Here is a 15,370-nt window from a genome sequence, read left to right as displayed (position 1 = left end):
GCAGGCGCTGACGACCCTCCTAATGCCCCATTCCGAGCCCGCCGTCGACCGGGATCAGCGCCCCGGTGATGTAGGACGCCGCCGGCGAGGCCAGGAACGCCACGAGTGCGGCCACATCCTCAGGCTCACCCATGCGCCGGGCCGGCACCTGAGAGACGAGGTTGTCGCGCTGGGCGTCGGTGAGTGCATCGGTCATGTCCGTGCGGATCGGGCCGGGCGCCACGATGTTCGCGGTGATGCCGCGCGGTGCGAGCTCACGGGCCAGCGAACGGGCCAAGCCGATCAGGCCGGCCTTGGACGCGGCATAGTTCGCCTGCCCGGCGGCACCGCTGGTCGCCGACACCGACGAAATGAAGATCAGACGTCCGCGCCGCATCCGCAGCATCGGCCGGGCGGCCCGTTTGGCCACCCGATACGCGCCGAGCAGGTTGGTGTCGACGACCTCCTGGAACACGTCCTCGCTCATGGTCAACAGGAGGGTGTCCCGGGTGATCCCGGCGTTGGACACCAGCACCTCGACCGGCCCGAGCTCGGCTTCGACCTCAGCGAACGCCTTGTCGACCCCCTCCGCGCTGGTGACGTCGAGCCGGACACCGAACATCCCGTCGGGGGCGCCTCCCCCACGGCTTGCCACGGCCACCCGGTCGCCCGCCGCGGCCAGCGCCGCCGCACACGCGGCGCCGATCCCTCGATTACCCCCAGTTACAAGTGCCACACGCCCCTGAGCCTCCGCCATAGGTCGGATGGTAACCGTCAGATGGCGCAACCAGTGGTCTCACCGTCCGCGACACACCGAACCCCCGCCATGATGGCTGCTTCGCGAGACGATGCGGGGGTGCGCCTGACCATCAAAGTCCGCCCCGGATCGGCCCGGACCTCGGTCGGCGGCGTCCAGGAACTGGCGACCGCTGGTGAGCCCACCGGCGCCGGTGCTGGGCTGGCGCTGATCGTCCACGTCACCGCCCCCGCTGTGGACGGCCGGGCAACCGAAGCTGCGCTGCGGGCGCTCGCGACCGCCTTTGGTGTACACCGCCGCGAGGTCGTGCTGGTCACAGGCGCCACAAGCCGCATGAAGATCGTCGAAATCGGCGGGCTACCCGAGCCCGAACTACGCGGCCGACTCGCCGAGCTCGGCGTCGGGCCCGACAGGCCGCCGGACCGACCAGGCGCATCAGTCCGCACGCGCACCAGTTCCCGGAAGGATCAGTCCCCGAGGTAGGGCTGAGCGAGCTTCGCACCCATCCCGCCATCGACCGGCAACGCGATACCGGTGACACACGCCGAGGCATCCGATGCCAACCAGAGCACCGCTTCGGCGACGTCATGCGCGGTCACCGTACGGCCGAGCGGGATCTGCCGCTTGTAGGCGGCGAGTCGTTCCTCGCCTCCGACCCGCGAGGTGAACCTCGCGCTTTCGACGGATCCCGGTACGACGGCGTTCACCCGGATCCCCTTCGGCCCGTACTCGACGGCGGCCGAACGGACCAGCTGCAGGAGCCCCGCCTTGGCGGACCCGTACGGGGCGACGCCGGGAACGGCAGCCAGACCCGCGACGGATGCCGTGCAGATGATCGAACCCCGGCCGGCGGGAACCATGGCCCGCAGCGCCGCACGCAAAAAGAAGAAGCTGGCGCTGAGGTTGAGCGCGAGGTCCGCCTGCCAACCGTCGTCCTCGATGGATACCAGCGGCCCCTGAGCCAGCCCGGCGCCGGCGTTACTGTGCAGGATGTCGAGCCGTCCCCAGGTAGCCACGACATCGGCGACGAGCTGGTCGACAAACGCCGACAGGGTGACGTCACCGGCGTACTCCTCGGCGCTACCGCCCTCGGAACTCACCTGAGCGACCGTTTCCTTCGCCCGCTCGGGCACAAGATCATTGACCACCACATGAGCGCCGTGGGCGGCGAGCAGGCGAGCGGTCGCCCGTCCGATACCGGATCCGGCGCCGGTGACGATCGCTAAGCGGTTGTCCAGGCTGCCGGTCAAGCGGTCCACCTCCGAATGGTCGACGCATCATCAAGCAGGCAGATAAGTTAAATCTAACAAAATAAACTCGACATGGAATGGAGAACGGCGATGGCGGAGACGCTCGTCGGCCGCAAGGCCCTGATCACCGGCGCCGGGCAGGGGGTCGGCCGTGGCATCGCCCTGGCCATCGCCGCGCAGGGCGGCGCTGTCGCCCTCGTCGGGCGGACCGAGTCGAAACTGATCGAGGTCGCCAAGGAAATCGGTGAACTCGGCGGCCAGGCGCTGACCATTTCCGCCGACGTGACCCGGCCCGAGGACATCGCCAGGAGCGTGACCGCGACGGTCGACGGGCTCGGCGGTCTGGATATTCTCGTCAACAACGCCCAGCAGACCGCACTCGGCTCCATCCTCGACGTCGAGGAGTCCGCTCTCCAGGCATGCTGGGAATCCGGGACACTCGCCGCCTTCCGACTGATGCGCGCGTCCTATCCGTATCTGCGCGACGGCGGCGTTGTGATCAACCTGGGCAGCTCGACCTCGGTGAATCCGATGCCGGTCGGCCGGGGTGTCTACGCGTCGGTCAAGGCCGCGACCCAGACGCTTAGCCGGGTGGCGGCCGCGGAGTGGGGCAAGGACGGAATCCGGGTTCTCACCGTGCTGCCAGCGTCCACCAGCCCCGCCGCGGATGCGTGGGCGCAGGCGCAACCCGAGGAGTACGCCCGGAGTCTGAGCAACATCCCGCTGGGCCGGTTGGGCGACCCGCGCCACGACATCGGCGACGTGGTCGCATTTCTGTGCAGCGACGCCGCCAGCTACATGACCGGTACGACGATCGCGCTCGACGGCGGCCAGGCGTTCCTGCGCTGACCGAGCCGGGTCGTCCGCCAGCCGGGTCGTCCGCCAGCCGGTTCCCGGCGGACGACCACCGCGATGCCGCACGTACGGATCACGGATGGATCACGGACGGATCACGTGCCGATCGCGTGCACACCGCCGTCCACATGAATGATCTCTCCGGTGGTGGCGGGGAACCAGTCCGACAGCAGCGCCACGCAGGCCTGGGCCGCGGGGCCGGTGTCATGGATGTTCCAGCCGAGCGGCGCACGTTCGTCCCAGACAGCCTCGAACCGCTCGAAGCCGGGGATGCTCTTGGCTGCCATCGTGCGCAGCGGCCCCGCCGCAACCAGGTTGACCCGGACGCCCCGAGGTCCGAGATCACGGGCGAGATAGCGGGTCGCGGACTCCAGGCCGGCCTTGGCCACACCCATCCAGTCATAGGACGGCCATGCCACCGCCGCGTCGAAGTCCAGCCCGACGACCGAGACCCGCTCGCCGAACAACGGCAGGGTCGCCCGGCACAGCGCGGCCAACGACCAGGTCGAGACCTGCACCGCGGTGGCGACCTCGGCCCACGGTGCCTCCACGAACGGCTTGCCGCCCAGCACGGATTCGGGCGCGAAACCGATCGCGTGCAGGACACCGTCCAACCCGTCGGTGTGCTCAAGGATCCGGTCGGACAACGCGCTCAGGTGCTCTTCGTCGGTCACGTCCAACTCGATGACGGGAGCCTCGTCGGGGAGCCGCTTGGCGATCCGGCGGGTCAGCGACAGCCCGCGGCCAAATCCGGTCAGCACCACCGTCGCGCCCTGTTCCTGAGCGATCCGGGCGACGCCGAACGCGATGGATGCGTCGGTCAGGACGCCGGTGACGAGGATGCGCTTGCCTGCAAGGAGTCCACTCACAGCCGGCATCCTGCCAAACATCACCAGGTGCTGGCGAGACGCCGCACCGACAAATTCACCCGCCGCGAACCGTGGCTCTCCCACGACCGACAAGCCTCATGATGATCGTTGCGAGGACGCTGGCCGCCACGGACGCGACGAGCACCGCGGTGGCGGCCCGCTGCTGGGCGCCGAAGTCGTCGAGGGCAAGCCGTGACATCAGCAGACTGACGGTGAACCCGATACCGGCCAGCACGGCGATCGGGGTCACCCCGCGCCAGCCGAGCCCGGCGGGCAGCCGCGCCGGGCCGACCCGCACCGCGAGCCACGCACCGCCGAGAACACCGATCACCTTGCCGACGACGAGCCCGGCGATGATTCCCTGGGAGACGGGGTCCTCGAACACGGCACGCAGCGCCGTCACCGTGATCGGCACCCCGGCCTCGGCGAGCGCGAACAGCGGCACGACCAGTCCGGCCGAGAGCGGATGCAGTCTGTGCTCAACGCGCACGGCGGGTGGGATGTCCTCGCCGGGGTCGGCGCGCACCCGGGTGAGCAGCGCCAGGGCGATACCGGCGACGGTCGCGTGTATTCCGGAGGCGTGTACGCATATCCACACACCCAGGGCCAATGGGACGTAGAGCAGCGGCGAGGTCCACCGCCGCCGCTGGGCGAACGCATAGCCGCCCAGCAGGAGCACGGCCGCGCCCAGCCAGACCGGTTCGAGCCCGCTGGTGAACAGGACGGCTATCAGGATGATGGCGCCGATGTCGTCGACGACCGCCAGGCTCAGCAACAGCACCCGCATCGAGGTGGGCAGATTCGTCCCGACCAGGGCCAGCACACCGAGTGCGAAGGCGATGTCGGTGGCCACCGGGATCGCCCAGCCGTTCGACGCCCCCGGCGCACCCCGGGCGACCGCCAGGAACACCAGAGCCGGGACGACCATCCCGCCGAGCGCCGCGACCACCGGCAGCACAGCGGCGCGGGCATCGGAGAGCTCCCCGACGACGAGTTCCCGTTTGAGCTCAAGGCCCGCGACGAAGAAGAACACCGCGAGCAGGCCGTCGGCCACCCACGCCCCGGCGCTCAGATGGTTCAGATGCAACCAGGACGGGCCGAAGCCCAGCTGGGCATCCCAGACCTCCCGGTACGTGCCGCCGGCCACGTTCGCCCACACCAGGGCGATCAGGGTGGCTCCCAGCAGCAGGAAGCCACCGGTGGTCTCCTGGCGGAGGAACTCGGCGAACTCCTCACGGCTCGACAGAACCTGTGGGAAGCGGGAATGTGTGGTCACTCGCGTACGTGCCACGGGTGTCCTTCCGGGAACGTCGGCATCGGCCGCCGACCAGACTTCCCGGCACACCTGTAGGTAGCTGAGCTGGGAGTCATTGTGACACGGTTGACCGCGCATTTTCTGCCAGTCAGCTGCGGCGCCCACGAGGTTCCGCCACGACGCGCGGCCGTGAACGGCGCACCACCGCGCGGGTGACCGGCTCGACCACCCGCGCGGCCAGCGGGCCCACGATCGCCATGATCAGTACATAGCAGGCCGCGAACGGACCAAGTCGCGGCTCGATCCCGGCGCTGATCGCCAGACCCGCTATGACGATCGAGAACTCGCCCCGCGCCACCAGCGCAGTCCCGGCCCGCAACCGTCCCATCGGCCCGATCCCGGCGCGGCGCGCCGCCCACCATCCGGTGAGGATCTTTGTCCCGACCCCGGCGACCGCCAGCAGGGACGCGGCGAGGAGCACCGGGGGAAGCTCGGCCGGGGAGGTCTCCAGCCCGAAGAAGACGAAGAAGACCGCGGCGAACAGGTCCCGCAGGGGGCTGAGTACCTCCCGCGCACCCTCGGCCACCGGCCCGGACACGGCTATGCCGACCAGGAACGCGCCGACCGCCGCGGACACCTGGAGCTTCTGGGCGGCCCCGGCCACCAGCAGGGCGAGCCCCAGCACCCGTAGCAGCAGGACCTCGTTGTTACGGTCGGTCCTGGGGTCGTAGACGATGCGGCTGACCGTGTCGCCGAAGCCCAGCGCGAGCACGAACACGGCAACCAGTGCGCCGAGGGCGACAGCGAGGGTGAGCCCGCCCCGGACGAGTGTCTGATGGGCCAACACCGCGGTGAGAACGGGCAGGTACACCGCCATCGCCAGGTCCTCCAGGACGAGCACCGACAGCACCACGGGTGTCTCGCGGTTACCGACCCGTCCCAGGTCAGCAAGGACTTTCGCGATGATCCCGGACGATGAGACGGCGGTGACCCCGCCGAGGACCAGCGCGGCCAGCGGGCCCCAGCCGAGCAGGAAGGCGGCGGCCACTCCAGGCACTGCGTTGAGCGTCAGGTCGACCGCGCCCGCGGGGGCGTGTTGACGCAGGCCGGCGAGCAGCTCCCGCGCCGTGTACTCCAGGCCGAGGGTCAACAGCAGGAGGACGACCCCGATCTCGGCGCCGAGCTCGATGAACTCCTCGCTGGCGTGCAGCGCGAGCAGTCCACCACGTCCGAAGGCAAGCCCACCCAGGAGGAAGAACGGGATCGGAGAGATCCCAATGATGTTGGCGATGTGCCCGAGCACACCGAGGGTGAATAGGACCGCCCCGAGCTCGAGGAGCGTCGTGGCGGTGTCCATCGCAGCCGCGGTACCCGGGATCTCAGCCGCCGCGGAGCAGCTCGGCCAGCACGCCGCTCTCCTCCGCGGTCAGCATGATCGCCTCGCGGCAGGTGTCCGGGTCGTCCGCGTCATAGATCACCAGCTCCTGCCGGCCGCCATGGTGCGAGACCACGCCGACGCGGCGGCCGCCACGGGTCTGGAAGTCGTGCCGCATCCCGATACCCGGCAGCGACGTCTCCTCGATGTTCACCGCTCCTCGATGTTCGCTGCCAGCCCCACCGCCGCGCCCGGCCCGGGGCGTCCTCGGTCACGGTCAACGATCGCACGTTCCGTTCGCTGGGTACCGTGGCGACGCTGGGTACTGTGGCAACAATGTCCCACCGCAGGTGGCAGTTGGCCGATGGACACGCAGCGGACACGGCGGCGTCTGGTCAACCGGTCCCGCGTGACGATCCGCGGGAAGGCGGTGCCGAATTGCTCAACAGGGGTGCCCGCCTGGTCCGCCGGATCGTGGTGACCACGGTCGGAGTGGCTGTGCTCGGGGTGGGGGTTGCGCTGCTCGCCCTGCCCGGACCGGGATTCCTCATCATCGCGCTGGGGTTCTTCATCCTGAGTCTGGAGTACGCATGGGCCCGCCGCCGGTTCGAACAGGCGCGGCAGAAGGCCGCGGACCTTGCCGACCAGGCAGCGGCGGCGGTGTGGTCATCCGTTTTCACGATCGCGTTCGGGCTTGGCATGGTTGGCGCCGGAATCACGTGGATCGCGGTGAAAACGCTACCTTTCTCCTCACCCTGGACGGGCGGCAGCCTCATCTTCGGCGGCCTGGTGATTCTCGCCACGATGCTGGTCAGTCTGTGGCAGGCCAGGCAGGCCCGCAATGCCGGCCGGCCGACCCCCGGCCGACCCCCGGCTGACGCCGCTGCGCGCCGGTAGTCGTACGCGGAGTAATGCCGCTGCCCAGATCAGGCCGCCGTCCAGGTTTCGCTGTGTTCCCACAGCAGCCGGGCGAGCTCCTCGCTGACGACCCGGCTCGGTTGCCGTTCGCGACAGTTGTCGTAGAAACGGCCGGTCACGCCCGCCAGCTCCGGGGATGTGGCGCAGTAGACCGATGTGCGAGCGCCGTCCTCGGTGGAGCGCATCGGCAGTTTGATGAGCGGCCGGATCGGCCAGGGCACCCGCCGCCAGATGTCGGACGCCACCGCACCAGGGTTCACGGCGTATGTCGTGATGTCACGATCGGCCAACCGACGGCCGAGCTCCTGGGTGAACAGCACGTTGCACAACTTGGACACCGCATATTCGGGAAATCCGGTGATGCTGTGCGTGGGTTTGCGTAGCATTGTGAAGTCGATTCCCTTGGCCCGGTAATGCCCGTCGCTGGAGACGGTGACAACGCGAGCCGGAGCACTGGCGACCAGACAGTCGAGCACGGCGGTGGTGAGCAGGAAATGGCCGAGGTGGTTCACCCCGAAGGCCAGCTCGAAGCCGTCCCGGGTAATGCCCTGATGCCCGGCGACACCAGCGTTGTTGATGAGCCCGTGCAGCGGCTGACCCAGAGCGAGGAACTCCTCGGCACACCGACGCACGGACGCCAGATCGGCGAGGTCCAGGGAAAGGAAGGCGACGGCCGCGTTCCCGGTCGTCCGCACGATGTCGTCGACGGCGGCTCGTCCCTTGGCCTCCGATCGGCAGGCGATGTACAGCCGCCCGCCACGCAGAGCAAGATCACGGGCCGTGGCCAGGCCAATCCCGGTGTTACCGCCGGTCACCAGGAACGTTTGCCCGACAAGATCATTCACGTGACCGATCCGATCATGATCGATACCTCCGTCTACCGCGAAAGCCGAACCTGTCGGCTGTGCACACATACATCAGACGACGCACATACAGCAGGCGACGCCGTCGATCTAGTCGACGATCCACCGGCAGTTCACCAATCCACCGACAGTTGAGGATACCGGCCGATAAGCAACCTCACGGCACATGGACGCCGCGCCACCCGCCGACGGTCGGCCGACACGACTCGTCCACCGGAAACCGCACGTCTGGCGATGGTGCCGTCACCGCCCGCCGTGGGTAGGACGCCAACGCGACATGGTCGACGTGACCGGGGTGACCGGGGTGACCGGGGCGACTCCTGGCAGCCGTGCCGGTCGTGTGGCCGACATCTCCGATGAAAGGAACAAACAGTGGCGGCGACGAGCTGGTTCTTCGAGCCCGGTCACACCGGCGCGCAGTTCAAGGCCAGGCACATGATGGTCACCTACGTGCGAGGGCAGATCAAGAACATTCACGGGTCCATCGACGTTGACCCGGACAAACCCGAGAACGCACGCATCGAGGCGACGCTGGACGCGACCGGGGTGTACACCGGCGAACCCAACCGGGACGCCCACCTGCGCAGTGCCGATTTCTTCGACGTGGAGCACCATCCGACCTGGACGTTCACGGGAACGCGGGTGGCCCAGGTGAGCGCGACGGAGTTCGACGTCACCGGGGAGCTGACCATCCGTGGGACCACCCGCCCGGTGACTCTGGCCGTGACATATCTGGGCCAGTGGGATACGCCCTGGTGGGAGAACGGTCAGAACCTCGGGCCACGGCGACGTGCGGGTTTCGTCGCCGCGACCCGCATCAACCGGCACGACTTCGGCGTGAGCTGGAACGACCTGGTCGACCGTGGCGGTGTCGTCGTCAGCGACATGATCGACGTCACCGTCGACGTCGAGGCCGTCCTGGAAACCACCAAGCCCTCAAATGATCGTATTTCCAGAGAATAAAAATCTTCCTAGCGGACCCGACCGGTTACTACTTGTGAGGACGAAATACGTCGTCCATTTTGTAAACCTGGTCCGACTCCTGATGCCTCGACGGCCAGACACTGATGACATGTTCTTCGACGGGCTCCTTGGGTACATCAAGCCTACGGCCCTCCGCTCGGCCGCGTGTCTGGATCCGAATCCTGTACCAACCTGGCCCAGCATGCGCTATATTCCCGACATCTTGTCGTGGTGAAAATTCTCCATCACACAGGTACGTCTTTCCTTCTGGGCTGTGGTAACTCACCTCTACGATGGCTTCCCAATCATCGAGGGAGAGTAGTGGCTCGTTTTCACACAAGCTAATCATCACGCAGATATTACCAATGTACGTTCCAGCCAAAAAAAAGACGTATCCATCCCCTCCAGTTACAAGCGTGTTACCCCTGATAATCTTATTATGGGCATCGGGAATTGGTGGCAATATACTGCCGTCACGGAGAGCGTACTGTCGATAGTCAACGTGTAGTTTGTATGTCCTCGAATGCATACAGCCGATTATCCACCCACCCTGTATGTCCGCGCACAGCGCCTGTTGCTTCGGTTCTGGCGCAGGGGCATGCCCGACCCGCCACCCAGGACACGACGGGCCGGGCATGACCTACGGCTATTGGATGTTCTGAAGGAACAATGAGGTGCCGCTATCCGTCAGTGCATCATTGACGCCATGACCGTTTGAACCCGCCCGGCTTTCTTGCCGGCCGCCCACCAGATCGGGTACCACATCGAGTCATCCGGATTGTTTCCGCCGGCTCTCCTCGCCGTGCTCAGTGAGCGGGCCGTCGCCGACTATGATCTAAAAGTCCGGCGAGCAGCGCTGCACGCGACCGCGGAGGGTTGGCGGGACCATCCGACCACGCTGCCCTGGCTGCATGACCGGGCAGTCCACGACCGTCACCGCGACGTACGCCGGATGGCTGTCGAAGCGATCGCAACCCACTGGCCGGATGACCCCGCCACCGCGCTCCTGCTGTCGGACCGGGTCGACAACGACGACGACCCCACCGTGCGCGACGCGGCGGCAGACGCACTGCCCTAGCGATCTTCGATCACTAGGCTGCGCGGGGCCGGCTGCCATGCCGGGGTTGTATATGATCAAAGGGAGACCTCGAGGCCGGTGACCGTGACCCGCCCCCGAGGTCTCCGGCACGCCGGGCTCAGGCCTGGAATCGGACGGGCAGACCCGCCAGACCGCGGATGAGGATGTTCGGCTTGTACGGGGGGTAGGCGCTGAGCAGCTCGGCGGATCTGACCCGAGTCACCAGCGCGTCGAGGAAGATTTCCATCTCCAGGAGAGCGAGTGGCGCGCCCAGGCAGTAGTGGTGGCCGAGGCTGAAGGACAGGTGACGCGAGACCGGGCGTTCGCCGTAGAACCGGGTGATGTCAAGCTGATCCGGTTCGTCGTAGGCGTCCGAGTCGCGGTTCGCGCAGGCGATCAGAGCGACCACGCCTTCCCCGGGAGCGAAGGTCCGGCCGCCGATCACGAGCTCCCGCTTGGCGGCACGGGTGTTCATGTGGATGGGCGAGTCGTAACGGAGCAGCTCGTCGACGGCCCTGGGGATCAGCTCCGGCCTCTTGCCCAGCAGGTCGAGCTGGTCGGGGTTGCGCAGCAGGGCAAGGGCACCGTTGCCGACAAGGTTCACGGTCGTCTCGTGACCCGCGATGATCAGGGTGATGCAGGTGCCGAGGACTTCCTCCGCGGTGAGCCTGTCGCCCTGGTCCTCCACCGCGGCCAGCGAACTGATCAGGTCGTCGCCGGGCCGGTGCCGCCGGTCGTCAACAAGTTGACGGAAGTATCCGGCGAACTCGGGCAGCGCCGCGTTGCGGGCGGCCAGCGCCTCGGCGGTCATGTAGACGTCGGGATCGAACGCGCGCGAGAGCGCCTGCGACCACTTCTGCACGAGTGGATGATCTTCGGCGGGCACGCCCAGAATCTCGCAGATCATGGTGAGCGGCAGCGGGTAGGCCATCATCTCGATCAGGTCGAACTCGCCGGCGTCCAGTGCGGCGTCGAAAAGGCTGTCGACCAGTTCGGTGATGCGCGGCCGGAGCTCGGCCACCCGCCGCGCGGTGAATCCCTTGGTGACCAGGCCGCGTAGCCGGGTGTGGTCGGGTGGTTCCATCCACAGGAACGTGTCGGGGAAGGCCGCCGCCGGGATGGTGGGGTGCAGCTGCTCGGCCTCCTTGTCGTGCCCCCAGTCCGCACTCTGCAGGATCTTGACGCAGTCCGTGTAGCGGGTTGCCAGGTGCAACCCGATGGCGGACATGTGGAGCGGTCCGGCGGCTCGTAGCTCCTCGTATCGGGAGTACGGATCGGCGCGGTTCGCCGGATCGAACAGCTCGCCCAACAGGGGCGGTACGACCACGTCGGTCCGCGTGGTTGCCGGGGTGGTTGCCGGGGTGGTTGCCACGTCCATTTCGGCTCCCTCTCACGATTCTTCGGCGCTTCTCCGGTCACCGGTCGTCAGTGTCGAGCGCACCGGCGGATACGCTGACACCCACGTCAGGAACCGAAATCGCCGAACGTGCCAGATCGTCCGGTAAAAAGACATACCAGCAGAGCCGGCTGGCGCCACGGTGAACGGTTCATTTACGCACCGGGGCGAAATTCCAACAGGTTTTCGTCCGACCGTCCAGGCCACCTTCCATCCCATCCCGTCCCATCATTGTGTCCATGAATGGATCTATCGGATGACTCAATAATTAAAAAGCCGGCCAAACAAACGAGAATAAGATCCGAGACGATCGGACCATGCCGGTCACGAACCACATGACAGGCAGCGAACACAGGACGGCGACGGAGGCGTGATGGCGCACGGCAGAACGGTCCGGAAGCCGAACCAGGAATTCACGTCCGACGCTGATGATCCATTCCGGGGCCAGCCCGCGCTGGTTCCCCCGACCGCCGCCGGCCGTGGCCACGCGGTCGTCCTGGGCGCCGGCATCGCCGGGCTGCTCGCCGCCCGGGTGCTCGCGGCAACCTTCGACCGGGTCACCGTGTTCGAGCGGGACGTCCTTGCCGACCCCGAGGCCGACACAAATACAGAGGCAGACCCGCGTCGCGGCGTGCCCCAGGGTCGCCACCTGCACGGCCTCCTCGACCGCGGCCGACAGATCATGGAGGAACTGTTTCCCGGCCTGACCGCCGAACTCGGCGCGAGGGGCGCTCCCACGATCGAGACGCTGGTGGGTTCCCGCTGGTATCTGCGGGGGCTGCGGGTCCACCCGACCGAGACCGGGCTGATCTCGATACTCGCCAGCAGACCGCTGCTGGAGGCCGTCATCCGCAGGAATCTGCATGGGACGGCGGGGGTGGAGTTCGTCCAGCGGGCAGCCGCGACCGAGCTTGTCGCAGCTCCCGGCGCTCCCGGGCACATCATCGGCGTGCGGGTCCTGCGATCGGCCCGAACCGTTGCCGATGGCCCCGGACCGGGACACGGGCCGGGCCCGGTGGCCGGCGAGCGGACGGAGTTCGTCGATGCGGAGTTCGTCGGTGCGGACCTCGTCGTCGACGCGACCGGACGCGGTTCGCGCGGCCCGGACTGGCTCGCCGCCCTCGGGCTGCCCCGGCCGTCGGAGCAGCGGGTCGACGTGGACCTCGGCTATGCGTCGCGGTTCTACCGTCGTAAGCCCGACGACGCCGACGGTCACCGCTCGATCATCATTTCGACGATGCCCGGGTTCCGTGGCGGCGGAGCCGTAGCGCTCGAGGGTGAGCGTTGGCAGATAACGCTTGCCGGGATGCTCGGCGACCATCCGCCGACGGATCCCGACGGTTTCGAGGCGTTCGCCCGGACGCTGCCCGTTCCCGACATCCACGACCTGGTCGCTTCGGCGGAAGCGCTCAGTGACCCAATCCCCCACCGCTTCTCCGGTTCGCTGCGCCGACGCTACGAACGCCTGACGAACCCGCCCGTCGGGTTCGTCGCCATCGGCGACGCGATCTGCAGCTTCAATCCGCTCTACGCCCAGGGGATGACGGTGGCGGCCCAGCAGGCGCTGGCCCTGCGGACCTGTCTGGATGCCGGTGGCCCGGATCTGCCGGCGCGCTTCTACCGGCAGGCCGGCCGCCTCGTGGACGCCGCATGGGAGATGGCAACCGGCGCCGACCTTCGCTATCCCGGCGTGCAGGGGCGACGCGGCCTACGCAGTCGGCTGGTCGGGGCATACGGCGAGCGGGTGCAGATCGCCGCACATCACGATGCCACGGTGGCCGGCGCGCTGATGAACGTGCTGAACCTCGTGGACACTCCCACCGCGCTGCTGCGGCCCGCCGTGGTGGCGGGAGTCGTCCGGTCCGGTCGGGCACGTCCGGCCCTACCCGGGCAGCTGCCACCCGCCACCCGGGCTTGACCGCGGTTGGTCGCCGTCAGGGGTTGGTCGCCGTCAGGGCGCCAGCCGGACGGGAAGGCTCTGCAGGCCACGCACGACCAGGTGTGCCCGGTAGGCGAGCTGGTCTGTGCTCAGAGCGAGATGCGGAGCGCGGCGGATGAGCGCCCGCAGGGCGATCTCCGTCTCGAGGCGGGCGAGCGGCGCGCCGAGACAGTAGTGGATGCCCAGGCCGAAACCGAGGTGCCGAAGGGCCGGGGCCGGCCCGCTGTAACGGGTGACGTCGAACCGGTCGGGATCCCCGAAGGCGTCCGGGTCGCGTTGGGCGGCGGCCAGCAGGGTGACGACGACGTCGCCTGATGTGAAGGTATGCCCAGACACCTCGGTATCGGCCAGCGCAAGGCGTCCGATGAACTGTATGGGTGGGTCGTAGCGCAGCGTCTCGTCGATGACCGCGGGTACCAGATCGAGATCAGCGCGCACGGTCGCGAGCTGGTCGGGATTACGCACCAGTGCCAGCACCGCGTTGCCGATCAGATTGACCGTGGTCTCGTACCCGGCGACCAGCAGTAGCGCACAGAGTTCCAGCAGTTCGGCTTCGGTCAGCCGGTCACCCTGTTCGCGCACCGCCACAAGGCTGCTGAGCAGATCATCCGTGGGCCGGCTCCGCCGGTCCGTGATCAGATCCGTGAAGTACGCGTCGAACTCCCGGGTGGCGTCGACGCGCAGGGCCAGTTCGGCGGGTGTGAGCAGGTAGTCTGGATCAAGCCCACGGGTCAGCGCGGCCGCCCAGCCCCGGAACGTCTCCTCGTCCCGCGCAGGCACACCCAGCAGCTCGCAGATGAGCCGCAGCGGGAGCGGGCGGGCGAGCGCGTCGATCAGATCCACCTCGCCCGCGACCTGCGCGGCATCGACCAGGGAATCGACGAGGGCGGTGATCCGGGGCCGTAGACCGGAGATGACCCGGGGGGTGAAAGCCTTGCTGACCAGTCCGCGCAGCCGGGTGTGATTGGGCGGATTCATCCGCAGAAACGAGCGGAGCCCGCCGTCGAGCGCGTCACTCGGGCGCCACGCATTGGTTCCTTCTTCGCTGCGGCCCCACGCCGCGCCCTGGAGAACGGCCACACAGTCCTGATAGCGCGTGAGGATCGTGACCTGCTGCGCACCCAACGGCAGGCGGTAGAACGGATCGGCCTCGCGCAGGGCGCGGTAGCTCGGGTAAGGATCGGCGCGCCGTGCCGGTGCCGGGTCGAACGCGCCGAAAGCCGGCGGTATGGCGGGAGCAACCACACTCGATATCGAAGCAGAGTTCACGACCAGCCCTTCCTTCGCACGATCATCCGGTATGTGACGGCGCAGGCCGGCCAGGCCCGTGCCAGCCACCACCGGACACCAGCGCCGTGTCGTCGCAGTTCATCCGAATCACCGCATATCAGCTATATCATCGCAATTCAGACGTGCGATGGGCGCCTGGCTGTCAGACAAACACTCGCCGGGCGATGTTGCTCTCGGATGAATCGCCGCTGAATGCGGGACGGCAAGATTCGCACAGCAGGCCCTGACCGCCGGCCAGACCCTCCCGCCGCCGGTTGATGGCGACCAGAAACGATCTTTCGAGCGGCGATCTTTCGAGCTTTGTGCGATCAACAAGGCCACTTTCGGCGCACAAACCTCGAAAAATCATCAACAGGCGACCCGGCAGCCCGGCAGCCCGGCAACCCGTCGATCCCGCCAGCGCGGCCTGTCGGTGAGTGGCGAGGCGATGACGTTACGCGCTACACTCGGACGTCACGTCACGATTGCCCGGTTTTGACCCCGACCCTGATCCTGCCCGGACGGTGTCCATGACAGCCCCACCATTACCGTTACACCCCCCACGCTCACCCTCCCAACCGCCGCACGCCCGACCGCTGTGTTC

The 15,370-nt window shown here is 67.8% G+C and carries 14 protein-coding genes and 1 pseudogene; 6 read left to right on the top strand and 9 right to left on the bottom strand.

Going from position 1 to position 15,370, the window contains the following annotated elements:
• Positions 1–19 precede the first annotated feature (19 nt).
• The gene (gene fabG / locus U9978_RS06830) at positions 20–736 is read right to left on the bottom strand and encodes a 3-oxoacyl-ACP reductase FabG (protein ID WP_322760202.1); all 717 of its coding nucleotides are present in this window, start codon (positions 734–736) and stop codon (positions 20–22) included.
• Positions 737–835: 99 nt separating this feature from the next.
• On the opposite strand from fabG, the gene U9978_RS06825 reads away from it, so the two are divergent.
• Entirely contained in the window at positions 836–1,219 is a 384-nt protein-coding gene (locus U9978_RS06825) for a DUF167 domain-containing protein (protein ID WP_322760201.1), read from the top strand.
• Here the strand turns inward: U9978_RS06825 and U9978_RS06820 are convergent.
• Complete coding sequence (locus U9978_RS06820) at positions 1,204–1,995, bottom strand: SDR family NAD(P)-dependent oxidoreductase (protein ID WP_322760200.1); 792 nt, start codon at positions 1,993–1,995, stop codon at positions 1,204–1,206. The two genes, U9978_RS06825 and U9978_RS06820, sit on opposite strands and share 16 nt — an antisense overlap.
• A gap of 81 nt (positions 1,996–2,076) precedes the next feature.
• Between U9978_RS06820 and U9978_RS06815 the strand changes: the two genes are divergently transcribed.
• The gene (locus U9978_RS06815) at positions 2,077–2,835 is read left to right on the top strand and encodes an SDR family NAD(P)-dependent oxidoreductase (protein WP_322760199.1); all 759 of its coding nucleotides are present in this window, start codon (positions 2,077–2,079) and stop codon (positions 2,833–2,835) included.
• A 101-nt stretch (positions 2,836–2,936) separates the two neighbouring features.
• Here U9978_RS06815 and fabI read toward each other — a convergent pair whose 3' ends face one another.
• The 4 genes and pseudogenes from fabI to U9978_RS06795 form a co-directional block, all read right to left on the bottom strand.
• Complete coding sequence (gene fabI / locus U9978_RS06810) at positions 2,937–3,710, bottom strand: enoyl-ACP reductase FabI (RefSeq protein ID WP_416210872.1); 774 nt, start codon at positions 3,708–3,710, stop codon at positions 2,937–2,939.
• A gap of 55 nt (positions 3,711–3,765) precedes the next feature.
• Positions 3,766–5,001 carry a Na+/H+ antiporter NhaA gene (gene nhaA, locus U9978_RS06805; protein ID WP_322760197.1) on the bottom strand — a complete coding sequence of 412 codons (1,236 nt, stop codon included), beginning with the start codon at positions 4,999–5,001 and terminating at the stop codon, positions 3,766–3,768.
• Positions 5,002–5,113: 112 nt separating this feature from the next.
• Positions 5,114–6,322 (bottom strand): cation:proton antiporter, encoded by a 1,209-nt coding sequence (locus U9978_RS06800; protein WP_322760196.1) that lies wholly within the window; start codon positions 6,320–6,322, stop codon positions 5,114–5,116.
• A gap of 34 nt (positions 6,323–6,356) precedes the next feature.
• A pseudogene (locus U9978_RS06795) lies at positions 6,357–6,554 on the bottom strand (potassium transporter TrkA); the annotation flags it as partial.
• 224 nt (positions 6,555–6,778) lie between these two features.
• Between U9978_RS06795 and U9978_RS06790 the strand changes: the two are divergent.
• The gene (locus U9978_RS06790; protein ID WP_322760275.1) at positions 6,779–7,237 is read left to right on the top strand and encodes a PGPGW domain-containing protein; all 459 of its coding nucleotides are present in this window, start codon (positions 6,779–6,781) and stop codon (positions 7,235–7,237) included.
• Between the two features lie 29 nt (positions 7,238–7,266).
• Here the strand turns inward: U9978_RS06790 and U9978_RS06785 are convergent, their stop codons facing one another.
• On the bottom strand, positions 7,267–8,103 hold the full coding sequence (locus tag U9978_RS06785; RefSeq protein WP_322760195.1) for an SDR family oxidoreductase: 837 nt from the start codon (positions 8,101–8,103) through the stop codon (positions 7,267–7,269).
• A gap of 390 nt (positions 8,104–8,493) precedes the next feature.
• Between U9978_RS06785 and U9978_RS06780 the strand changes: the two genes are divergently transcribed.
• Both U9978_RS06780 and U9978_RS06775 read left to right on the top strand, forming a co-directional pair.
• Positions 8,494–9,084, top strand: coding sequence for a YceI family protein (locus U9978_RS06780; RefSeq protein ID WP_322760194.1), 591 nt, complete (start codon positions 8,494–8,496; stop codon positions 9,082–9,084).
• A gap of 778 nt (positions 9,085–9,862) precedes the next feature.
• Positions 9,863–10,162 (top strand): HEAT repeat domain-containing protein, encoded by a 300-nt coding sequence (locus U9978_RS06775; protein ID WP_322760193.1) that lies wholly within the window; start codon positions 9,863–9,865, stop codon positions 10,160–10,162.
• A 118-nt stretch (positions 10,163–10,280) separates the two neighbouring features.
• Here U9978_RS06775 and U9978_RS06770 read toward each other — a convergent pair whose 3' ends face one another.
• On the bottom strand, positions 10,281–11,540 hold the full coding sequence (locus U9978_RS06770; protein WP_322760192.1) for a cytochrome P450: 1,260 nt from the start codon (positions 11,538–11,540) through the stop codon (positions 10,281–10,283).
• Between the two features lie 391 nt (positions 11,541–11,931).
• Between U9978_RS06770 and U9978_RS06765 the strand changes: the two genes are divergently transcribed.
• Positions 11,932–13,476: an FAD-dependent oxidoreductase gene (locus U9978_RS06765; protein ID WP_322760191.1), complete on the top strand. Its 1,545-nt coding sequence runs from the start codon at positions 11,932–11,934 to the stop codon at positions 13,474–13,476.
• Positions 13,477–13,509: 33 nt separating this feature from the next.
• Here U9978_RS06765 and U9978_RS06760 read toward each other — a convergent pair whose 3' ends face one another.
• Positions 13,510–14,835 (bottom strand): cytochrome P450, encoded by a 1,326-nt coding sequence (locus U9978_RS06760; protein ID WP_322760190.1) that lies wholly within the window; start codon positions 14,833–14,835, stop codon positions 13,510–13,512.
• Between the last annotated feature and the right edge of the window lie 535 nt (positions 14,836–15,370).

The sequence above is a fragment of the Protofrankia sp. Cr2 genome, from assembly GCF_963555885.1.
Lineage (GTDB): Bacteria > Actinomycetota > Actinomycetes > Frankiales > Frankiaceae > Protofrankia.
This window is presented reverse-complemented; position numbering and strand designations above follow the sequence as displayed.

Coding starts and splice junctions, on each gene's coding strand:
- fabG (WP_322760202.1), bottom strand. CDS start 736: ATGGCGGAGGCTCAGGGGCGTGTGGCACTTGTAACTGGGGGTAATCGA.
- U9978_RS06815 (WP_322760199.1), top strand. CDS start 2,077: ATGGCGGAGACGCTCGTCGGCCGCAAGGCCCTGATCACCGGCGCCGGG.
- U9978_RS06800 (WP_322760196.1), bottom strand. CDS start 6,322: ATGGACACCGCCACGACGCTCCTCGAGCTCGGGGCGGTCCTATTCACC.
- U9978_RS06770 (WP_322760192.1), bottom strand. CDS start 11,540: ATGGACGTGGCAACCACCCCGGCAACCACCCCGGCAACCACGCGGACC.
- U9978_RS06765 (WP_322760191.1), top strand. CDS start 11,932: ATGGCGCACGGCAGAACGGTCCGGAAGCCGAACCAGGAATTCACGTCC.